Annotated in this window: 18 protein-coding genes; 9 read left to right on the top strand and 9 right to left on the bottom strand. The window is 45.9% G+C overall.

What is annotated here, in order from left to right:
• The first annotated feature begins 21 nt into the window (after positions 1-21).
• The 6 genes from FSB84_RS04090 (at position 22) to FSB84_RS04065 (ending at position 6,696) form a co-directional block, all read left to right on the top strand.
• Positions 22-1,047: a rod shape-determining protein gene (locus FSB84_RS04090; RefSeq protein WP_127128664.1), complete on the top strand. Its 1,026-nt coding sequence runs from the start codon at positions 22-24 to the stop codon at positions 1,045-1,047.
• A 21-nt stretch (positions 1,048-1,068) separates the two neighbouring features.
• The gene (gene mreC / locus FSB84_RS04085; RefSeq protein WP_130542777.1) at positions 1,069-1,920 is read left to right on the top strand and encodes a rod shape-determining protein MreC; all 852 of its coding nucleotides are present in this window, start codon (positions 1,069-1,071) and stop codon (positions 1,918-1,920) included.
• On the top strand, positions 1,917-2,450 hold the full coding sequence (locus FSB84_RS04080) for a rod shape-determining protein MreD (RefSeq protein ID WP_130542778.1): 534 nt from the start codon (positions 1,917-1,919) through the stop codon (positions 2,448-2,450). Before mreC ends, FSB84_RS04080 begins: the two co-directional genes overlap by 4 nt.
• Before the next feature lie 71 nt (positions 2,451-2,521).
• Positions 2,522-4,585, top strand: a complete 2,064-nt coding sequence (gene mrdA, locus FSB84_RS04075; protein ID WP_130542779.1) for a penicillin-binding protein 2 — start codon at positions 2,522-2,524, stop codon at positions 4,583-4,585.
• A gap of 5 nt (positions 4,586-4,590) precedes the next feature.
• Complete coding sequence (gene rodA, locus FSB84_RS04070) at positions 4,591-5,931, top strand: rod shape-determining protein RodA (RefSeq protein WP_130542780.1); 1,341 nt, start codon at positions 4,591-4,593, stop codon at positions 5,929-5,931.
• An 18-nt stretch (positions 5,932-5,949) separates the two neighbouring features.
• Complete coding sequence (locus FSB84_RS04065) at positions 5,950-6,696, top strand: MBL fold metallo-hydrolase (protein ID WP_130542781.1); 747 nt, start codon at positions 5,950-5,952, stop codon at positions 6,694-6,696.
• Between the two features lie 78 nt (positions 6,697-6,774).
• On the opposite strand, the gene FSB84_RS04060 is transcribed toward FSB84_RS04065, so the two are convergent.
• The 9 genes from FSB84_RS04060 to FSB84_RS04020 all read right to left on the bottom strand — a co-directional run bounded on the left by FSB84_RS04060 (position 6,775) and on the right by FSB84_RS04020 (position 15,271).
• Complete coding sequence (locus FSB84_RS04060; RefSeq protein WP_130542782.1) at positions 6,775-7,203, bottom strand: hypothetical protein; 429 nt, start codon at positions 7,201-7,203, stop codon at positions 6,775-6,777.
• 10 nt (positions 7,204-7,213) lie between these two features.
• The gene (locus FSB84_RS04055) at positions 7,214-7,969 is read right to left on the bottom strand and encodes a hypothetical protein (RefSeq protein ID WP_130542783.1); all 756 of its coding nucleotides are present in this window, start codon (positions 7,967-7,969) and stop codon (positions 7,214-7,216) included.
• A gap of 34 nt (positions 7,970-8,003) precedes the next feature.
• Positions 8,004-8,555, bottom strand: coding sequence for an RNA polymerase sigma factor (locus FSB84_RS04050; protein ID WP_130542784.1), 552 nt, complete (start codon positions 8,553-8,555; stop codon positions 8,004-8,006).
• A gap of 174 nt (positions 8,556-8,729) precedes the next feature.
• The gene (locus tag FSB84_RS04045; protein WP_207234296.1) at positions 8,730-10,283 is read right to left on the bottom strand and encodes an ATP-binding protein; all 1,554 of its coding nucleotides are present in this window, start codon (positions 10,281-10,283) and stop codon (positions 8,730-8,732) included.
• Between the two features lie 204 nt (positions 10,284-10,487).
• Positions 10,488-11,444 (bottom strand): transketolase family protein, encoded by a 957-nt coding sequence (locus FSB84_RS04040; RefSeq protein ID WP_192909898.1) that lies wholly within the window; start codon positions 11,442-11,444, stop codon positions 10,488-10,490.
• Between the two features lie 38 nt (positions 11,445-11,482).
• Positions 11,483-12,538, bottom strand: a complete 1,056-nt coding sequence (gene galE, locus FSB84_RS04035) for a UDP-glucose 4-epimerase GalE (RefSeq protein ID WP_130542785.1) — start codon at positions 12,536-12,538, stop codon at positions 11,483-11,485.
• A gap of 22 nt (positions 12,539-12,560) precedes the next feature.
• A complete protein-coding gene (gene rfbA / locus FSB84_RS04030; RefSeq protein ID WP_130542786.1) occupies positions 12,561-13,427 on the bottom strand; it encodes a glucose-1-phosphate thymidylyltransferase RfbA in 867 nt (288 codons plus the stop codon).
• Positions 13,428-13,589: 162 nt separating this feature from the next.
• Positions 13,590-14,612, bottom strand: a complete 1,023-nt coding sequence (locus FSB84_RS04025) for an inorganic phosphate transporter (RefSeq protein ID WP_130542787.1) — start codon at positions 14,610-14,612, stop codon at positions 13,590-13,592.
• Between the two features lie 11 nt (positions 14,613-14,623).
• Positions 14,624-15,271, bottom strand: coding sequence for a DUF47 domain-containing protein (locus FSB84_RS04020; RefSeq protein WP_164735392.1), 648 nt, complete (start codon positions 15,269-15,271; stop codon positions 14,624-14,626).
• A gap of 214 nt (positions 15,272-15,485) precedes the next feature.
• Here FSB84_RS04020 and FSB84_RS04015 point away from each other — a divergent pair, with 214 nt between their 5' ends.
• From FSB84_RS04015 to FSB84_RS04005, 3 genes are all read left to right on the top strand, one after another.
• Positions 15,486-16,706 carry a porin gene (locus tag FSB84_RS04015; RefSeq protein ID WP_225979974.1) on the top strand — a complete coding sequence of 407 codons (1,221 nt, stop codon included), beginning with the start codon at positions 15,486-15,488 and terminating at the stop codon, positions 16,704-16,706.
• Positions 16,707-16,864: 158 nt separating this feature from the next.
• Positions 16,865-19,663 carry a TonB-dependent receptor gene (locus tag FSB84_RS04010; protein WP_130542789.1) on the top strand — a complete coding sequence of 933 codons (2,799 nt, stop codon included), beginning with the start codon at positions 16,865-16,867 and terminating at the stop codon, positions 19,661-19,663.
• Positions 19,664-19,710: 47 nt separating this feature from the next.
• Positions 19,711-21,132: a hypothetical protein gene (locus FSB84_RS04005; RefSeq protein ID WP_130542790.1), complete on the top strand. Its 1,422-nt coding sequence runs from the start codon at positions 19,711-19,713 to the stop codon at positions 21,130-21,132.
• Positions 21,133-21,584 lie beyond the last annotated feature (452 nt).

The following is a 21,584-nucleotide window of genomic DNA, read 5'->3' as shown; positions in this document are numbered from 1 at the left end:
CCAAAAATCTGACCTTTCAAAATGGGCTTATTCAACTTTTTCACCCAAGAGATCGCGATTGACCTGGGTACCGCTAACACCCTGATTATACATAACGATGAGGTAGTGGTGAATGAACCGAGTATTGTGGCGTTGGACCGTAATAATCTGAAAAATGTATTGGCGGTAGGGAAGAAGGCCCTGATGATGCACGAGAAAACGCACGAGAGCATCCGCACGATCCGTCCCCTGAAGGATGGTGTGATCGCGGACTTCAATGCTGCCGAGCTGATGATCCGTGAACTCATCAAAATGGTGTATCCCAAGAAGCCCCTCTTCCCCCCAAGCTGGAGGATGATGATCTGCATTCCAAGCAGCATCACAGAGGTGGAGAAACGTGCTGTTCGCGACAGTGCGGAGCAGGCAGGAGCCAAAGAAGTGTACCTGATCCATGAGCCCATGGCAGCTGCCCTCGGTATCGGGATTGATGTAGAAGAACCAGTTGGTAACATGATCATCGACATAGGTGGTGGTACTACCGGCATCACAGTGATTGCACTGGCCGGTATCGTGTGCGACCAGAGTATCCGTATCGCAGGTGACGAATTCACCGCGGATATCATGGAAGCCCTCCGCCGCTACCATAGCCTCCTTATTGGTGAACGTACCGCCGAACAGATCAAGATCAATATCGGTGCCGCCATGAAGGACCTCGACAACCCGCCTGATGATATCCCCGTAAACGGCCGCGACCTCGTAACCGGTATCCCCAAACAGATCATGGTGAGCTACCAGGAAATCGCGGAAGCGCTGGACAAGAGCATCTTCAAGATCGAAGAAGCCATCCTCAAAGCCCTGGAAATGACGCCGCCCGAGCTGGCTGCCGATATCTATCGCAGAGGCCTTTACCTCACCGGAGGTGGCGCCCTGCTCCGTGGCCTCGATAAACGCCTCAGCCAAAAGATCAAACTGCCTGTCCACGTGGCAGACGATCCTCTGAAAAGCGTTGTTCGCGGAACCGGCCTGGCCCTGAAGAACTACGAGCACTATCCGTTTGTAATGCGTTAGGACTTTTAAAACTTACCTCCTTTGCGTAACATTTTTCTCTTCATCAGAAAATTCTTCAATTTCTTTTTCTTCCTGGTGATGCAGATTACCGCGCTGTATATGCTGTTTCATTACAATGAATTCCATGAAGCAGCATTTATGGGCGTTGCCAATGATATTACGGGTAAGATCAGCAAACGCTACAATAACGTTGAATACTACTTCCATCTCAAAAAGACCAATGAAAGCCTGGTACAGGAAAACGCCATGCTCAGGAACCTGCTCAAACAGGATTTTGAAGTGGCCGATACCAGCACAACTTTCAGGATGGACTCCATCCCTTATGATACTACCGGCATCCGCCGCAAATATTTGTACCGTGATGCGAAAGTGGTGAACCGCTATCTCATCTTCCCCAACAACTATTTCACACTCCACCGCGGAGAAAAACAAGGTGTGAGAAAAGATATGGGCGTGATCAGCCCCGATGGCGTAATGGGTGTGGTGGTGAACACAGGCGATAACTACTCTGTTGTAATGAGCCTGCTCCACCTGCAAAGCCGCATCAGCGGCCGTGTGAAGAAAAGCGGAGAAACAGGTCAGGTGTACTGGGACGGTAAAAGCCCTTCCACTATCTTCATCAATAACCTTCCGAAAAGCGTACCCATTCAAAAAGGCGACAGTATCGTTACCAGCCAGTACGGAACCTATTTCCCCCAGGGAATCCTGATTGGCACAGTAATGGAAATCATGAACGATAAATCCAGCAATTTCTACACCCTCAAACTCAAGCCTGCCACCAATTTCGGCAGTGTTGAGCATGCATTGGTGATCGAAAATCTGCAGGCTGATGAACAAAAGAAATTAGAAGAGGCAGTAAAAAAGAATCAATGAGTGATCTCGTCAGAAATATTATCCGGTTCTTCCTGTTTATCCTGATACAGGTATACGTGTTGTTCCGTATTCCACCGATCCACAGTTTTGTGGTGGCCTACCTGTATTTCCTCTACATTCTCTGGTTGCCCTTCAATATGCCGAGGATAGCTGTTACACTGGTATCTTTCCTGCTGGGGCTTTCACTGGATTTCTTTACAAAAACTCCGGGTCTTCATGCTGCACCCTGCGTGCTCATCGGATATCTGAGGCCCTTCCTGATCAATATCCTGATCCCGCAGGAAGGAGCTGATAAAAGCTATAAATCGCCTTCCCCCACCAGTATGGGATGGGCGCCCTATGCTACCTATGTTCTGATCCTAACTTTTATACATAATTTCTACCTGGTATTGCTGGAATGGCTATCGGTGAAATCATTTATTTTCCTCTTGGGTAAGGTGGTGGCAACAACCGGTATCAGCCTGTTGTTGATCATGATCACTGAACTGCTGTTTTACAGAAAAGAGAAATTCAGGACCAATTCCGCTTAATGCAGGATTTGTTAATTGTACTGGATACTTTCAGGTTGGTTCTTATTTTTGTATATTGATCTGCCAATCCTATGGCTCTATTTAATCAGTCGCGCAGTAATATCATCCGTCTCATCTTCGTTGGTGTATTCCTCATCATTATCGTACAGTTATTCAATCTGCAGATATTATCAGGGAAATACAAGCAGCTTGCTATGGACAATGCCGTATTCCCGAAAGTGAAATATCCCGACCGCGGGATCATTTACGATCGTAAGGGAAGACCCATTCTCAACAATACCATCATGTTTGACCTGGTGGTTACACCCAATGAGGCACGTAAAACAGATACATTCGGCCTCTGCGAGATCCTCAGCATCGATACAGCTGAGTACCGCAAACGTATGCTGGAAGCAAGGTTCAAGAATGGGCCTTATCGTCCTTCCATTTTCCAGGGCCTTCTCACACCCGAGCTCCATGCTCGTTTGGATGAAAATATCTGGAAATTCCCCGGCTTTGCGCTCATCGAAAGACCTGTGCGTGTTTATCCCTACAATGCAGGCGCACATATCATGGGATATATCGGTGAAGCTGATTCTTCCATTATCAAACGTTCCGGAGGTTATTATCGCATGGGCGACTACGTTGGCAGGTCGGGCATCGAAGCATATTATGAACAGGTGCTCATGGGACAGCGTGGTGTGGAATACCTGATCAAAGACAATAAGAACCGACTTGTAGGAAGCTACGAGAACGGCATCTTCGATACAGCTGCCATCGCCGGAAGAAATCTTCGTACCTATATAGATATCGATCTCCAGGTGCTGGCAGAAAAACTGATCCGTAACAAAGTGGGCGCTGTTGTAGCCATCGATCCAAAAACCGGCGGTATACTGGCCATGGCTTCCGGACCTACTTATGATCCCAACAGTCTTACCGGTTCCAACAAACAAAAGAATTACGGACAACTGGCGCTGGATGTAGCAGGCCCATTGCTCAACAGAGCTATTGCCGGTTTATATGAACCTGGTTCAACATTCAAACCATTGGGTGGACTTGTAGCGCTGAACGAAGGCGTGATCACTCCGAGTTACGGATACAATTGCGGAGGCAGGTATTATGGTTGCGGACATGGCAAACCTGCCTGTACACACAGCAATCCCGGCCACGCAGCCAACCTGCGACTGGCCATTGCCAATTCATGCAACTCCTATTTTGTTCAGGTGTACAGAAATACGGTGGACAATCCCAAATATGGTAATGTGAAGAAGGGGTACGAAAAATGGAAGGAATATATGAACCATTTCGGGCTTGGTGAACGTACAGGTGTTGACCTGGTAAGTGAGCAGGCCGGACTGATCCCTGATACCTCCCGGTACAACCGCGTGTATCGTGGTTCCTGGAACAGCTGCACCAACCTCACGCTGGGCATTGGTCAGGATATGATGCAGACCACACCATTACAAATGGCGAATGCCATGTGCATCATTGCCAATAAAGGATATTATTTCACGCCTCACTTCGTGCAGAAGATCGATGATGAAAATGCCGAGGATACTATGATGAGGCAATTCAGGAAAAAACACGAAGTGCTTACCAATATCTCTGATGAAGCATATGAAGCCATTATGTCTGGTATGCAGCAGGTGGTAGACGGCTCCGCGAGTCGTGCAAAAGTGGCTGGTATCGAGATCTGCGGTAAAACCGGTACTGCCGAAAAATATCGCGTGATCCAGGGAAGAAGGATCAAGCTGGATGATAATTCCGTGTTCGTTTGTTTTGCGCCACGCCACGATCCGAAGATCGCGCTGGCGGTAGTAGTGGAGAACAGCGGCTTTGGTAATACCTGGGCGGCGCCTATAGCCGGCCTGATGCTGGAACGTTACCTGAAAGACAGTATCCCTGCTGAAAGGATGAAAGAAGTTGACAGGATCGCAAATGCCAACCTGATGCCCAGCTATATCAAGTATCTGCAGTACGTAGAAGATTCAGCCCGCGCCTTCAACTGGGCTGAACGTTATAAAGACAGTTCACAGATCAAGAAATTCTATCGTACCAATCCTTCCCGTCCTCCTTTCCCTACTTCGCGGGAAAAACGCAGGACTGCCATGATTGTACCTGACCCGAGATTGTTCAACAAACCCTTCAACGCATAACTGGCATGAACCAACGAAATCCTGCAATATCGAAAGGCGTAGACTGGGTGATGTTCTGGTTATACCTCCTGCTGGTTGGCATCGGGCTGATGAGCATATTCTCCGTTACCTATCACGATGGAGATAATGTGATACAAACCTTTCTCGGTTTCAAAACAGATTACAGTAAGCAGTTCTATTTTTTCATAGTGTCGATGGTATTGGGGCTGTTCATACTGCTCACCGATAGTAAATTCTTTACTGCAACCGCCAATATCTGGTATGCGGTAGGTATGTTGCTTTTGCTGCTGGTATTTCCCTTGCACACGGCAGTGAAAGGAACTGAATCTATCATCCGTATCGGCGGGTTCAACCTGCAGCCGGCGGAGTTGATGAAAGTTTTTGTGAACATGGCGCTGGCGAAATATTTATCGCGTGTTGAAACGGATTTCAGCAAGCCGCGGTCACAGCTCATTGCAGCTGCCATCGTTGTATTGCCGGCCCTGATCACGATAGCGCAGAAAGAGACTGGCCTTGCACTGGTGTTCTTCTCTTTCTTCCTCGTGATGTTCCGCGAAGGTTTGCCACCAGGTTACCTGATCATTGGATTCTCACTGGCGGTGCTGGTTGTAGCTACGCTGATCGTGGATAAAGATGTGCTTGCTATTATCTTAACTGCCATTGCAGCCGGCGCTATTTATATATTGCGCAGACAGATTCGGAGAAGTCGTGCTGTGTTGTTCGTGATTGTGGGCATTTGGGTAGGGTGTGTGGGCGTGCAAAGATTTGTGGTACCATTCCTGTTCACCAAGGTATTGGCGAAGCACCAGGTGGAGCGGATCTTCTCGCTTATCGGTAAAGAGAACCCTTACGCGGCGCTCAATACGGTAGAAGGCGAAGAGGAAGCAGCTCCTGTTAAGAAGAAAGATACAGATTACAACGTTCGTCAGAGTAAGATCGCAATCGGTAGCGGCGGCTTTGTTGGCCGGGGTTTCCTCAAGGGAACGCAAACCCGTTTCGATTTCGTTCCGGAGCAGCGAACGGATTTCATCTTCTGTACCATTGGAGAAGGTTTCGGATTTGTGGGCAGCGCTATTGTATTGGGTATTTATCTTTTCTTATTGCTGAGGATCGTAACCATCGCGGAAAGGCAACGAAGTGTATTCAGCCGCTGTTACGCATATGGCGTGGCTTCGGTCTTCTTCTTCCATATTGCTATCAACGTTTGTATGACCATCGGTCTCGCACCTGTGATCGGAATTCCCCTGCCATTGATCAGTTATGGCGGTACTTCCTTACTTTCGTTCTCCATTATGCTGTTCATCCTCATCAGACTGGATGCAGACAGACAGATGGTGTTGCGTTAGAAACAAAAAACAGTGTGTATGAAAATTATTCCGCTCAGTGAAGGTTCGTTTACGATCGACAAATCAAAACTGTTTGTTCCTTTCGACCTGGATAATGATGACCTGCAGGCGCGTCCAACAGGAAGCCTCCTGGTAGAAGTGCAACCATTTGTAGTGATCACCTCTGAAGATATTCTGCTGCTCGATACCGGCCTCGGTTTCCAGAAAGATGGAAAACTGCAATTGCATCGCAACCTGATGGAGCATGGCATCAACCCTTCCGAGATCACGAAAGTGCTGATGAGCCACCTGCATAAAGATCATGCCGGCGCCGTAAGTGATGTACATCCTACTGATGCTTCAGCACCGCGGCAGTTGAGCTTTCCCCAGGCGAAATACTATGTGCAGCGAAAAGAATTCGAATTCGCTTTTGAAACTGGTTTCCCTTCTTATATCACTGAAGAGCTGGAATGCCTCCGCGATGCATCACAGGTACAATGGCTTGAAGACGATGGTGTGATAGACGGGTATATCAAATATGAAGTCACCGGTGCGCACAGTCCATTCCACCAGGTGTTTCGTATTGTTGATGGCGGAGAGACCGTTTTCTTCGGAGCTGATGATGCGCCACAACTCAATCAGATGAAAAGTAAATTCGTGGCCAAATATGATTTCGATGGAAAGAAAGCCATGGAACTGCGCAAGCAATGGTGGGAAGAAGGAGAACAAAATAAATGGACATTCCTTTTCTACCACGACGTGAAGAATCCCGTATACAAATTCTGATAAAAATAAAAAGGCTGCATCGTAACCTGGATGCAGCCTGATAGCTAACCTATGAAAAACACGAGTAGAGACTTGTTCTTATTCTGAAGCTCTGGCACCTTTCTCTCCTTTCTTCTGCCTGCGTTCCATCCATTCTTTTTTCAACATGGTGCCGAACTCTTTTTCAGCTTTATAGAAAGCATTCACTTTCTCAGGAGGTAATGCTTTGCTGAATTCTGAATTGTATTTTTTCCGGATGGCGAGCACTTTCTCTTCCACCTCCAGTTCAGGTGTGTTGTTCTTCCTGGCATCATTACGCACTTTGCGGAGCTCTTCAGCATATTTGTTATAAATGGGCCAGAACTTCTGTGCTTCTTCGGGCGACAGGTTCAATTTGCTGGTGAGATAGGCGATCTTGATAGCCGCCACCTTATTGCCGGCGCTATCCTTCTTGCCCGGACCGTTCTGTGCTGTAGCTGCAAAACAGAGTACCAGGAACAAAGAGAGTATTGATAAAATCTGTTTCATAATCTATTCCTTAATTATAAGCATTGATGATGCTGCCATTCTTTTCCACGTACTGTTGCAGTTCTTCGTCACTAACGTCGGCCAGCAGATCATGCATGTCATTGTTATCAAATTCGGTATAAGCTATCGTGTTACCGGCGATCTCCGCAGCAAGCGACTGATCATCTATGAAGCGGACCAGTTCCTCATCAGGCACCTGCTGGATAGCTACGGTTGTCTTTGGATTTTCGGTTCCGGATGATGGCTGGAAAAACCACCAGGCTCCGGTGATCATTACGGCCAAAACAGCGGCTGCGGCTATGTATCTGCGTAAGATATTGCGGTTGGCCATCTTCACCACTTTGGCCGGCTGCTCTGATCTTACCTTACTCAGAATAATGTCAGGGAGTTGATCGAAATAACCTGCAGGCACTTCATAGAGCGGGGCATTTTTGAGGTTATGAAGAACAGGAGAGAAATCATCCAGTTCTTCCTGAACAAAAGCAACTGCCTTTGTTTCTGCCAGTGTATTTTCAGAAAGACCCTCGAAATAACCTTCCGGTAACTGATAGGGAGTTTTTCTGGAAATGCTGCCCAGCAGTGGCGAAAGGGCCTGCAGCTCATCGGCCGCATTGTCTGATCCGGCTTTTGCAGCGGCCAGCGCAGCGGATGGCAGTTGTCCGAAATAGTCTGCCGGTACTTTGTAAGGCACAGGCAGCGGGAAACTGGAAGCCAGCACCGGGCTTATTTCCTGCAATTCTTTTAATATGTTGTTACTGCTTTCCATGAGCACTTAATAGACCTGATTTGTTAAGAGAAGTTTAATGGTTCAGGATATAATCTTCCACTTTTTTAACGGCATGGTGATAGGATGCTTTGAGTGCGCCCTCTGAGGTTTCCAGCACGCGGCTCATTTCTTCGTAAGGCATCTCATCATAATATCTCAATGAGAAAACGACCCTCTGCTTTTCAGGTAGTTGCTGAATGGCCAATTGTAATTTCCATTCGAGTTTATTGGCATCAAAGTCTTTATCTGCTTTGATCTTGTTTTCGAGATTGCTTTCTACCTCATCAAGGGAAACAGATGTTCTTTTTTTCTGTTGCTCCATATAGCTGAGGCATTCATTGGTGGCAATACGATACAGCCAGGTGTAGAGCTGTGCATCTTCCCGGAAATTCTCGAGGCCCTTCCAAACTTTGATGAACACATTCTGCAAAACGTCGTTGGCGTCTTCGTGTTCTACTACTATTCGCCTGACATGCCAGTACAGGCGCTCCTGGTATTTTTTGATGATGGCAGTAAAAGCGCTTTCCCTTGTTGATGGGTTACGGAAAAGGGTAAGCAGTTCACTGTCCTGAGTGGTTACCGCCATAGGTTAGCTGTTTGTTAGAGATTGGATTAAAGATACAGTAATTGGTTTAAAAGGTTGAATGGCAAGGTATTGTTAAAGGATGGGAGGATGTTCTTAGTTTATTTTTATTTATTTTGAAAGCTTTGTTCTGGTATTCAATGTGTTAAAGCGCGAAAGACTGTAATTTAAAGCAGTTTATTTTTTTTTTGCCATCTTATACTTCCTGTTTTTCTTTCCTCCTTCCTGAGCGATTGTTCCGTGTTTGATCATTTTATAAACGGCTTTTCTAATATCCTCAATCGGAACATCAACTAATCTGGCAAACAATTCCTGGATGGAGAGGATTGAGTGAAGTTTCAGTGTTTCCTCAATCAGGGCGATCAGCCGGGGTTGTTCAATTATTTTTAGTGTTGGCTTTATATTGATTTTTGAATCGGCAATCAATTTGGGGTTAATCAAGTATTCTCGCCCTTTCTTAACTCCTCTGCTAATCAATATCGAATGATCTACGAGTTTGGAAACATAGGACCTGATTCTTTCTTCTTCGGACAATTGAAGTTCTTCAGTCAGGTGCACAGAAGATATCTTTCCGTTTCTGATTACAATACCCAGGACAATAAACTCCTTTTGAGAAAGTTCAAAATGCCCGGCAATATATTCAATCAATTGAATGGACTCTTCGTTCTGTATTTCTGATGATTGAATAACTCTTGTTGTATTGAAGTCGGTTTCCGGCAGTGGAAAAGCCTTCCCATCCCGGCTGGCAATCTCATACATCAGATTGTATCCTGTTCCTTCTCCTTCCATAAGTTCAAGATCATGCAGGATTCTTATTAAGTATGGATTTCGTCTGTTGGTTGAATGTAGAATATTACTCTTATTAATACCTAATGGCAGACCGCCGGGATTCGTTATTTCCAATCGATCTTTGAATACTTTAATGAAAATGTCACCAGAGATGGTAAAGTCTTTATGAGCTATTGCATTAATGAGCAGTTCCCGGATCAATTTTTCATCATAGTGTCTGATTTGTTTCCTGAAAAGCCCCTGTGGGATTTCGTCAAAATATGTCAGCTCAATGGCTTTTTGCTCTATATCCAACAAGACATCTTTGGGGTTCAATCTTTGATCATGCCAGTCCAATTTTCTCACTTTATTCTCGGTTTCATCATAGACAATATATTGAATGGTTAGTGGGTAAGTGAGCCTGGACCTTTGGTAGGGTGTGCCCAACCATAAGATGCCAAGGTTGGTCAAGCGATTCTTATCAACCAGATGATAGTGCTCAGCGATCTCAATGTTTGACAGGTCTTTGATATTATGTATTACTCTTTTGGAAGATTTGATCTCTCTGGAAAACCATTCAAGGTTATGAGCTGGAATTTCCGCCACCAAAAATTGTGTTGGATGTAGTTCCCAATTGAAAGCATTCTTTTCCCCCACCAGCCTTTGGATGTCTTCATTTCTTGCTGGCTGACATTGATCTCCGACTCTGATAAAAATCTTACCGTCAGAAGTTGTTGCCAAAGATTTGGAAGTGGCGTGTACTTCAATTGAGAAAAATTGTCCACCGCTTTTGTGCGTTTCAATTGTACTACATGTAAGACCAACATTAAAGCAAAGCGTACGAAGCCTGGTTATGGTGTTATTGACCAACTCGTCATTCAATGCCTGATCTGCCGGTGGTGTTTTGTCTTTGTCCTCAATACCAATAAAAATTTTTCCTCCTTGTGCATTGGCGAGACACACAAGTTATTGCCAGGTCCTAAAGCCTGCATCTCCTGTTTGAACTTTGCGGAGACTCTTATATTCTGTAACAATATTCTCGATATGCATATCACTTGCTTGATGGATTACATATACGAATAATTCTAATTTGCAGTTTGCTTAATCTGACCAATAAAAAAGAGCCGCACCATCGGTACAGCTCTTTCTAAAATATTCTGAAAGGAATTATTTCCTCTTCATTACTTTCTCTACTGCTTCGATAACATTAGGTGTATCCAAACCATATTTGGTCAGCAGTTGATCTGGTGTTCCGCTTTCACCAAAAGTATCATTGGTGCCAACGTATTCGATGGGCACAGGGAAGTGACGGCTGGCCACTTGTGCAATGCTGTCTCCCAATCCACCGATCACATTATGTTCTTCAACAGTCACCGCGCATTTTGTTTTGCGGATAGATTTCAGAACAGCCTCTTCATCAAGCGGCTTGATAGTATGGATATTGATCAGTTCAACACTGATGCCTTTATCTTCGAGTGCTCTTCCGGCTTCGATCGCTTTCCATACCATATGTCCGCAGGCAAAGATGGAAACATCGGTTCCTTCGGAGAATTGCTGTGCTTTACCGATCACGAAGGGTTGATTCAGATCAGTGAAGATTGGCCAGGATGGGCGTCCGAAACGCAGGTAAACTGGTCCCTGGTATTCAGCAACAGCCATAGTGGCGAGTTTGGTCTGGTTGTAATCGCATGGAACGATCACGGTCATACCAGGCAGCATTTTCATCATACCGATATCTTCCAGGATCTGGTGCGTAGCGCCATCTTCTCCCAGTGTAAGGCCTGCGTGAGATGCGCAGATCTTTACATTCTTTCCGGAATAGGCGATTGACTGACGGATCTGGTCGTACACACGGCCGGTAGAGAAGTTGGCGAAAGTAGTGGTGAAGGGGATCTTGCCGCCGATGGTGAGGCCGGCTGCGATGCCCATCATATTTGCTTCTGCAATTCCTACCTGGATGAAACGCTCAGGGAATTCCTTCATGAACTGGTTCAGCTTCAGAGAGCCGGCCAGGTCAGCAGTTAATGCGATAATATTTGGGTTGGAGCGTGCTGCTTCAACAATGCCATCGCCAAAACCGCTGCGTGTATCTTTCTTACCTGTGGACTGAATATCTTTAAGCATGATATGAATTTGGTGGTGCAAAGTAAAGGAAAGTCTCGTTAATTCAGGTCAACCGGCTTGCTCTGGTAGAATTTTTCGTCCAGCTTCAGCCTTTGTTCCCATTTCCAGGCGGTAGACATCATGTCTTCCAGACCATAGCGGATATCCCAGCCCAGTGATTTGACAGCATAATCATTATTGGCATAAATGGCTATCACATCGCCGGGGCGGCGGGGCCCGATCACGTAATTCAGTTTTACGCCGCTTACTTTTTCAAATGCGTTGATCGCTTCCAGCACCGTTACGCCATTGCCGGTGCCGAGGTTGAACACTTCGCAGCGCTTTGAATTGCGGCCTTCGATCAGGTATTTGATGGCGAGCGTATGTGCATGAGCGATATCACTAACATGGATGAAGTCGCGGATGCAGCTTCCATCGCGTGTATCATAATCTGCGCCATGAACGGTCATCTGTGGCAGTTTGCCGATGGCTGTTTGTGTGATGGCGGGGATGAGATTGGCGGGTCTGCCGATGGGCAGTTCGCCGATCAGGATGCTGGGATGTGCGCCTACCGGATTGAAGTAACGGAGTAGCACACATTGTGCCTGGGCTGTTTTGGAAAACTCGTTGATGATCTGTTCGCCCATTTGCTTGGTATAGCCGTAGGGTGATTCAGCAGGTTTTGGAGGCGTTGCCTCTGTAACCGGGATCACATCAGGGTTTCCGTAAACGGTGCAGGAAGAGGAGAACACGAAATGTGGAATATTGAATTCCTGCACGCATTTGAGCAGGTTGATCAATGAAACCAGGTTGTTCTCGAAATACATCAGTGGCTGTTCCACAGATTCGCCCACAGCTTTGTAAGCGGCAAAATGGATGATGCCGGAAATATCACTGTTCTCCTGGAAGATCGCGAATGTATCGTCGAAATTGCAGAGGTCTACTTTGTAGTTCTTAATTTTTTTACCGGTGATCTTTTCGATGCCTTCGAGAATGCGTGGAGTAGATCTTGAGTTATTGTCTACAGAAATTACATCAAAGCCATTTTCAACCAGATCAACGATTGTGTGAGAGCCTATATAGCCACAACCGCCGGTAACGAGTATCTTGCTCATTGGTAATGAATAGTAGTGGTGTTTATTGTTCTTTTAATACGTTCATCAGATATTGGCCATATCCGCTTTTCAGCAGGGGTTTGGCCATCACTTCCAGTTGTTCCCTGTTGATGAAACCTTTCCTGTAAGCGATCTCTTCGATGCAGGCGATCTTGATCCCCTGTCTTTGTTCAATCACCTGAACAAACTGTGAAGCCTGCATCAGTGAATCGAAAGTTCCGGTATCCAGCCAGGCAGTGCCTCTGTCCAGTATCGATACTTTCAGTTTTCCTCTTCGAAGATATTCTTTATTTACATCAGTGATCTCGTATTCTCCGCGTGGGCTGGGTTCCAATGCTTTGGCAATAGACACCACTTCATTATCGTAGAAATAAAGACCGGGCACTGCATAATTGCTTTTGGGTGTTTCGGGCTTTTCTTCGATGGAGATCACATTTTTGTTCTTATCGAATTCAACCACTCCATAGCGTTCGGGATCGCTCACATGATAAGCGTACACGATGCCGCCATCGGGTTGTGTGTTCCTGGCCAGTTGCTCGCCCAGGCCTGCGCCGTAGAAGATATTATCTCCCAGCACCAATGCTACATTGTCTTTACCGATAAAATCGGCGCCGATCACAAAAGCCTGTGCCAGTCCGTTCGGAACGGCCTGTTCAGCATAAGAGAATTGCAGTCCCCACTGAGCACCGTCTCCCAATAATCTTTTGAATTGAGGGAGATCGTAGGGAGTAGAAATGATCAAGATCTCTTTAATCCCTGCCAGCATGAGGGTAGACAGCGGGTAGTAGATCATGGGCTTATCGTAGATAGGCATGATCTGCTTGCTGATAGCGTAGGTTATAGGGTGCAGCCTTGTACCGGAACCTCCTGCCAGAATTATTCCTTTCATCAGATAAAGCAGTTTTAATGAGTATAATTGGCTGAATGAATGCTCAAAATAATAAGAAAGCGCCAGAAATACGGCTAAAATTACAGAAGAGGGCTTCTTCACTTCGGTATTGGATGTGAAAAAGCCCTCTTCGAAGGACTAAAGACTGTTAGTCTTTGCCTCTTATAAATGCATTACCAGCTTGGTAATATAATATGTGATAGCAGCCAGTACCATGCTCACCGGAATAGTGAGGATCCAGGCCCAGAGCAGATTGATGGTAACGCCCCAACGCACTGCAGACAGGCGTTTGGTTGCTCCCACACCCATGATGGCGCCAGTGATGGTATGGGTGGTACTCACCGGAATACCCAGGTGCTCAGTGAGGAACAGCGTAGCGGCGCCTGCTGTTTCTGCAGCAACACCCTCAAGAGGAGTAACCTTGGTGATACGGCTTCCCATTGTTTTTACGATCTTCCAGCCACCACTCATGGTACCAATGGCAATGGCAGTGAAACAGGCCAGGGGTACCCAATCCGGAACATCTTTAATGCTATCGATCTGTCCCTGCGCCACCATCGCGGCAGCGATCAAACCCAAAACTTTCTGGGCATCGTTACTACCGTGGCCGAGACTGAAGAGCGCAGAAGAAACCAGCTGCAATCTTCTGAACCAGCTATCGGCCTTGTACGGATTGGCCCGCCGGCAGATATTGACGATGATCAGTGTTATGATGAGAGACACAATCATGCCCAATAGTGGTGCACCGAAAATGAAGAGGAAGATAGGAATCACCACACTGTAGTTGATCACGCTATGACCATCCTGGGCAAAATGACCCACATGCGCCAAAGCCGCTCCCATAAAGCCTCCCAGCAATGTGTGTGAAGAGGAGGAAGGGATCCCGAACCACCATGTGAGGAGGTTCCAGGTAATGGCTGCGATCAATGCGGAAAAGATCACCGGAAGTGTAATGAAATGCTCATTGATACTCTTCGCAAATGAATTACCGATCTTGAATTCTCCAATCCAATATTTTGCAATAAAAAAAGCAGCGAAGTTGAAAACCGCTGCCCACAGTACTGCCTGGAAGGGCGTTAGTACTTTCGTAGACACAATAGTGGCTATGGAATTGGCTGCATCATGGAAACCATTGATGTAATCAAAAACCAGAGCCAGTACAATAATGACAACCAGAAAAGTCATATAGGCTCAGGTTATGCGTATTTAATGATAATTGATTCGATCACGTTTGCAGCGTCCTCACACTTGTCAGTAACGATCTCCAACACCTGGTAGATCTCTCTTTTCTTGATCACCTCTTTGGCGTCGGGCTCAGTTTCGAACAAACGGTCGATACTCATATCAAAAATATCATCAGCCTGATTTTCGATGCTGTTCACCTTTACAAGTGCATCTGTGATGCGGCGCATATTCTTCATGTTGCGCAGTTCGATCACAGCATTCTTGATCTGCTCGGATCCCTGCTCAATCAGGTCTGCCATTTTCTGAATGCCCTGGTCGTTTGGATTCACTTTATAGAAGTTGATCTTCTTGGCAGAGGAGAAAATATAGTCGGCAATATCATCCAGGGCGGTTGCCAGATAGTGAATGTCCTCACGGTCGAAAGGAGTAATGAAGTTGCGGCCGAGCTCAGTGAAAATTTTATGCGTGAAATCATCGTTCACATGTTCAAGGTCTTCTATCTGGGCGATGATGGCGGCTCTCTTGTCGAAGTCTGGTTCTGTAACCACTTCCTTCATGAGTTTACCCATTTTTGCTACCGTATGCGCTACCTGCTCAAACAATGAATAGAAAATCTTGTCTTTCGGCATAAAGATCTTCATGATGGAATTCAAGCCCATTTGATCATAATTTGCGCAAAAATAGAACTATTAAACCGGAGATTAAGAAGAGGTGAATTGGTAATAATTTCTTAACAATGACCTTAAATTGACCACTTACCTTTGCGGGCAATGTTACCATAGTATGAAGAAATTGTTACGGATACCCAGAATGGCGTTATTGGCCGGCTTGCTTCTTATAGCTCAAAAGTCTGAAGCTCAATTTCTTATGGATATGATCGATACTACGCAGGATATGGGCCGGGGCATGCTCTCCCTGTTCAAACGTTTCGATCACCTGATCATCGGTGGTTACATGCAGCCGCAATTCCAGGTGGCCGGTTCAAAAGGCGCCAAGGGATATAGCGGCGGTGATTTTGCTCCCCGGTCCAACAACCGTTTTATGCTCCGCCGTGGCCGGGTAAGGTTCGATTATGCACACTATAATGAAAAGGACCAACCCACCGTGCATTTCGCCATTCAGTTCGATGGAACGGAAAGAGGTGTCAATATACGCGACCTCTGGGGAAGGGTATTCGAAAACAAATGGCAGCTCTTCATGGTAACAGGCGGTATGTTTGCCCGCCCCTTCGGATATGAGATCAACCTTTCTTCCTCCGACCGTGAGGCCCCCGAGCGTGGCCGCATGAGCCAGATCCTCATGAGAACGGAACGTGATCTCGGCGCCATGTTATCTTTTTCTCCCCGTGTAAAAAATCATCCGCTCAGATATCTCAAAATAGATGTGGGCGCTTTCAACGGGCAGGGCATGACCGGCCCCAATGAATACGATAGTTATAAAGATATCATTGCACATGTTGGATTGAAGCCTTACCCTATAACGTCTAAGCTCACACTATCCGGAGGTTTGTCCATTCTTCAGGGAGGACTGGCCAGCCCTACCAAATATATTTATAAGATGGGCGATGGCGCTTCAGGCAAACAATTCCTGGTGGATTCTGCTGAAGATAATATCGACAGTAAGTCGCCCCGCGAATACCGTGGCACAGACATGCAGTGGAAACTCAAAACAAAATGGGGTAATACCGAGCTTCGCGGCGAATACTGGTTTGGTAACCAGACCGCCTATGCGAATACTACAGAAACGCCAGGCACACTCACCAACGAGCCATTCTATCAAAGAAAGTTCGATGGTGCTTTCATTTGCTTTCTTCAACATATAGTAAATACATCTCACCAGTTGGTAGTGAAATATGATTGGTACGATCCCAACACTGCAGTAAAAGGAAAACAAATTGGTGAGCCCGGAAGAAATCTTACACCTGCTGATATAAAATACAACACACTCGGTTTCGGATATGTGCATTATATCAATCAAAACCTGAAACTGTTTTTGTGGTATGACCGCGTAACAAATGAATCTACTTCACTTAATGGTTATACAGATGATCTGGAAGATGATGTTTTTACCTGCCGTTTGCAATTCCGGTTCTGATAAGGGTTTTGGCTGATCTGGTAATATTGGGATAACGTTTGCGTAACATTACCGTAACATTGGAGCCGCGTCGTTTTCCAGTTAACAATTCGGTAATATTCCGGTAACATACCGATAATAGGACGCAGATACTTTTGCCGCACATTAAATAGACTGTTGTGAGCAAAAAGTTCCTTCTTTTTATTGCTTTGATTAGCCTCGTTTTAGTTTCATTCGCCCAAACCGGAAAAATAGCCGGCAAAGTGTTGAACAACAAGAATGAGCCCCTTCCCGGAGTATCAGTGAAGATCACCGGATCCCAGGGCGGTACTACCACAGATGTGGATGGCCTTTTCACCCTCAATCTCCAGGCCGGCAAAAAATACCAGCTGGTATTGTCTGCAGTAGGATACGATCCCAAAACGATTGATGATGTTGAAGTAACTGCCGGTCAGGTGCTGGACCAGATCTTCATCCTTGAGAATTCCGGAAAAAGCCTCAATACTGTAACAGTAACGGCTAACCGTAGATCAGGTGTAAAGGAAACCACAGCTTCCCTTATTCAGTTCCAGAAGAACACCAATACGGTAGCTTCTGTGATCTCTGCTGAATCTATCCGCCGTTCTCCTGATAAGAACACCGGTGAGGTTTTGAAACGTATTCCAGGTAGCAGTATCATCGATGGAAAATACCTGGTGGTGCGCGGTCTGAGCGACCGTTACAATATGGCGATGCTGAACGGCGTTCAGCTCTCCAGTACAGAACCAGACAGAAAGACTTTCTCCTTCGATATCTTCCCTGCAGCGATGCTGGACAATATCATCATCAACAAAGCCTTCGTTCCTGAAATGAGCGGCGAGTGGGCTGGTGGTCTGATCCAGATCAATACACGCGATATCCCTTCAAAGAATTTCTTCAATATCCAGGTTGGTACCGGTTTCAATACACAAACCATCGGTCAGGATTTCTATACTTATAAAGGAGGAGACCTTGATTTCATCGGTATCGATGATGGCGCAAGAGCTTTACCATCAGGTATGCCAGCCAAAAGCGCTTTCAGAGGTAATACTTTAAGTGAAGCCGAAAAAGCACAGTGGGGTAGTAAGTTCCCGAATATCTGGACCGCCAGCAAAGGCAGCGCTCCTTTGAATATGTCGCTGCAGGCCAGTGGTGGTTTCAGCGGTACACTCTTCGACAAGAAAATAGGTGGAGTGTTCGCACTTACTTATGCCAACAATGCCAAGCGTCTGGCTTTCGACAATAATGTCTACAACGTTACATTGGTACCGGGAAACCCGTTGAAACAGGCGGATTCGTCTTACCAGTATAACAATATCAAGTACAGCAGGGAAGTGCTTTGGGGAGCTATGGCAAACCTGGCTGTTCAGTTGAATAACAATCACAAGATCTCTGTAAAGAATATCTTCAATATCAATTCTACTGATTACACAACACAGAGAACCGGATATGACTATGAGTTCTTTGCTCCGATCCGCGCCACTGAACTTAGTTTCAAGAACAATACCTTATTTAACACTCAGTTGACCGGCGACCATAATTTCAGCGCCATCTCTTCCAAACTGAAATGGTATGGTAGCTTTTCTATTCTCGATCAATACATTCCTTTCCAACGCAGGATCCAGTATAACCAGGAATCCAATGGTGACTGGCAATTGCTGATGAGCGCATCCAACTCACAGCGCTCCGGAAGTATCTTCTATTCCAATCTCAGCGATTACCTGTACAATGCAGGAAGCGACTGGAGCACTACTTTCAAATTATTCGACAATGTGCAGACTGTAAAAGGCGGATACCTTTTCCAGGTGAAAGACCGTTTGTACAATGCAAGACCTTTCTCTATCGTACTGCCTCCCGGCTCCAACAATGCATTGAAAGGATTGCCTGCTGACCAGGTTTTTGCTCCTGAGAATTTCGGTGGCAACGGATTCGGATTTGAGGAATACAGCGAAAAGAATTTTCGCTATCTCGCGAATTCAATCCTGAATGCCGGTTATCTGCAAATGGATAACCAGTTCAATGATTGGCTGCGTGTTGTATGGGGAGTGAGGATCGAAGATTTTGATCAACTGGTAGGAAGTGTTGACCCAAAGGATACTCGCCATGTGAATACAAGGGTTACGGACTGGTTGCCTGCTGTGAACGCAACTTTCAAACTCAATAACCTTACAAATATCCGCTTATCGGCTTCGCAAACAATTGTAAGACCTGAGTTCCGCGAACTATCCAACCTTGCTTTCTATGACTTCGAACTTGGTGCATCAGTGGTGGGTAATCCCAATCTTAAGCGTACAAAGATCACGAACCTGGATCTTCGTTATGAGCTGTATCCCCGTTCCGGGGAGGTTTTCACGGTAGGTGTATTCTACAAACAGTTTGAAGATCCTATCGAACAAATGTTTAACCAGACTGGTGCTGGTAGCAGTAATGCCTTCAACTTCATTAATGCACAAAAAGCAAAGAACTATGGTGCAGAGATCGAGGTGAGAAAGAAACTAGATTTCATCAATGGGTTTAAAAACTTCACCATACAGTCAAACATCGCCTATATCTATAGCCGGGTTACCGGTGAGAAGGGCGCCAAACTTGATCGTCCTCTGCAAGGACAGTCGCCTTATGTAGCCAATGTATCATTACAATATGATCAGGAGCAATCAGGTTGGAGTGCTACGCTTCTCTTCAATCAGATTGGTCGCCGCATCCTTTATGTAGGTAATGATGAGATGCCTGGAATCTGGGAAGCACCGAGGCCACTGCTGGATTTGCAGGTTTCAAAGAAAGTGCTCGATAAGAAAGGTGAGATCAGGCTCAATGTTTCTGATATACTCAACCAAAGGGCCTATTTCTATCAGAACCTGAACGACAATGAAGGATTCAAAAAAGGAAATCCTGAAGATGTGATCTCCATCAAACGTAATTATGGCACCAATGTGAGTCTCACATTCGGATACAACTTCTAAACTGCTACTCAACAAATACAATACTAAAAATTCTAAACGACGCGATAATGAAAAAGTCCTTTTTAATGCTGGCCGCGCTCACTGCTCTGATCGCAACCAGTTGCCGTAAGATCGAAGTTGACGGTGACGGCAACGGTGGTGGCAACAATGGTGGCAATGGTAATGAAGTGATCATTGAAGGAACGCTTACTTCATCTGTAACCCTGGATGATCCTTCCAAGAAATACATCCTGCGCAACATGGTGTATGTAACCAATGGCGCTACTTTCACTGTTAAACCTGGCATCACTGTTTACGGTGAGCTGGCTACCAAAGGAACACTGGTAATTACCAGAGGTGCAAAGATCAACGCTGAAGGCACTGCAGACAAACCCATCGTTTTTACATCAGAAGCTGCTGAGGCTAACAGAAGAGCCGGAGACTGGGGTGGTGTGGTAATTCTCGGAAACGCATCCACCAATGCAACCTATAACGGACGCAGCGGTATCGGCGAGATCGAAGGTAACGTGAACAACGGTGCCGGTTATGGTCTGTACGGCGGAGAAGGTGCTCCTAACGACAATGATAACTCAGGTATCCTTAAATATGCAAGGATCGAGTATGCTGGTTTTGCGTTCCTGCCCGATAAAGAGCTGAACAGTCTTACACTGGGCGCTGTTGGTCGTGGTACAACTATCGAGTATGTTCAGATCTCTTATGCGCTGGATGACGCCATCGAATGCTTTGGTGGTACAGTGAACCTGAAACATATCGTTACCTACAAAACACTTGATGACGATTTCGATACAGATAACGGTTACACTGGAAAAGTTCAGTATGGTATCGTACTGAGAGATTCTAGCCGCGCCGACATCTCCAAAGTGGAAGGATTTGAAAGTGATAACGACGCTAACGGTACTACCAATACGCCGCAAACCGGTGCTGTGTACAGCAACATGACTGTGATCGGTCCCCGTGCTGCAACAAACAACGTAGGTAACAGTCTCTTCCTGGCTGCTGCACAGATCCGTCGTAATTCTTCCATCTCTATTTTCAACTCTGTGATCATGGGATGGCCTATCGGTATCCTGATCGATGACTCCAAAGGCAACCCTACCAGCGCTAACGCTACCAGCAATAAACTGGTGTTGAAGAACGTGAGCATCTCCGGTTGTGCAAAGCCGCTGGATTATGTAAAGAATGCTTCAGGTGCTGATTGGGGACTGGCTGCCATGCAAACATGGTTCAATGAGCCTGCCAAGAATAACCTCATCTATGCAACAAACGATGAGCTGAAACTGACCAATCCATTCAAGTATGATGGACCTAACTTCATTCCTCAGGCAGGCTCTCCGCTGACCGCTGCAGGCGCTGCTGATTTCTCTGATGCTAAACTTGCTTCAGGTTTTGATCAGGTGAATTTCAGAGGTGCAGTTGGAGCTTCCGGCCCTGAGTCTACCTGGTGGCAAGGTTGGACTTCTTTCAAATAAGTATCTTAGTTAATCATTCGGAATAGAACACCCTGGTCAGGCAACTGCACCAGGGTGTTTGCTTTTTGAAAACTAACACTCATTCACTTTTTCTAATCTGCTTATCAAAGATCAAAATCGGGGCAGTTGGGTATTTTTTATTCCCAATCTGGATAGGATTTAGAGAATTTTAATCCCTGCACTGCGCAGCGGATAAGGTTTTCATCGTATCATTATAGTGGCTGGTTATTCAACTGATGATTGCCGCTCATCAATATCCTATATTCGTTTGCTGGGATTTGAAAGTATTATGGTGTAAATTTGAAACATAGTGCGCGCTGCCTTTTACATGATCATGCTAATGCCTGCAACAGTTTAAACCTTTCCATGTCCTTCTGTGTTGTATGAACCTATAGAACTGTCCAACTCATTATATGTTTTTCTTAAGTGAGAGGTTTCCTCTCATGTGACTA

It is taken from the genome of Pseudobacter ginsenosidimutans (genome assembly GCF_007970185.1).
Lineage (GTDB): Bacteria > Bacteroidota > Bacteroidia > Chitinophagales > Chitinophagaceae > Pseudobacter > Pseudobacter ginsenosidimutans.
This window is presented reverse-complemented; position numbering and strand designations above follow the sequence as displayed.

Excerpts from the sequence above, each read along its gene's own strand:
- FSB84_RS04090 (WP_127128664.1), top strand. The coding sequence starts at position 22 with ATGGGCTTATTCAACTTTTTCACCCAAGAGATCGCGATTGACCTGGGT.
- FSB84_RS04080 (WP_130542778.1), top strand. The coding sequence starts at position 1,917 with ATGAGTGATCTCGTCAGAAATATTATCCGGTTCTTCCTGTTTATCCTG.
- mrdA (WP_130542779.1), top strand. The coding sequence starts at position 2,522 with ATGGCTCTATTTAATCAGTCGCGCAGTAATATCATCCGTCTCATCTTC.
- rodA (WP_130542780.1), top strand. The coding sequence starts at position 4,591 with ATGAACCAACGAAATCCTGCAATATCGAAAGGCGTAGACTGGGTGATG.
- FSB84_RS04065 (WP_130542781.1), top strand. The coding sequence starts at position 5,950 with ATGAAAATTATTCCGCTCAGTGAAGGTTCGTTTACGATCGACAAATCA.
- FSB84_RS04060 (WP_130542782.1), bottom strand. The coding sequence starts at position 7,203 with ATGAAACAGATTTTATCAATACTCTCTTTGTTCCTGGTACTCTGTTTT.
- FSB84_RS04055 (WP_130542783.1), bottom strand. The coding sequence starts at position 7,969 with ATGGAAAGCAGTAACAACATATTAAAAGAATTGCAGGAAATAAGCCCG.
- FSB84_RS04050 (WP_130542784.1), bottom strand. The coding sequence starts at position 8,555 with ATGGCGGTAACCACTCAGGACAGTGAACTGCTTACCCTTTTCCGTAAC.
- FSB84_RS04040 (WP_192909898.1), bottom strand. The coding sequence starts at position 11,444 with ATGCTTAAAGATATTCAGTCCACAGGTAAGAAAGATACACGCAGCGGT.
- galE (WP_130542785.1), bottom strand. The coding sequence starts at position 12,538 with ATGAGCAAGATACTCGTTACCGGCGGTTGTGGCTATATAGGCTCTCAC.
- rfbA (WP_130542786.1), bottom strand. The coding sequence starts at position 13,427 with ATGAAAGGAATAATTCTGGCAGGAGGTTCCGGTACAAGGCTGCACCCT.
- FSB84_RS04025 (WP_130542787.1), bottom strand. The coding sequence starts at position 14,612 with ATGACTTTTCTGGTTGTCATTATTGTACTGGCTCTGGTTTTTGATTAC.
- FSB84_RS04020 (WP_164735392.1), bottom strand. The coding sequence starts at position 15,271 with ATGGGCTTGAATTCCATCATGAAGATCTTTATGCCGAAAGACAAGATT.
- FSB84_RS04015 (WP_225979974.1), top strand. The coding sequence starts at position 15,486 with ATGATCGATACTACGCAGGATATGGGCCGGGGCATGCTCTCCCTGTTC.
- FSB84_RS04005 (WP_130542790.1), top strand. The coding sequence starts at position 19,711 with ATGAAAAAGTCCTTTTTAATGCTGGCCGCGCTCACTGCTCTGATCGCA.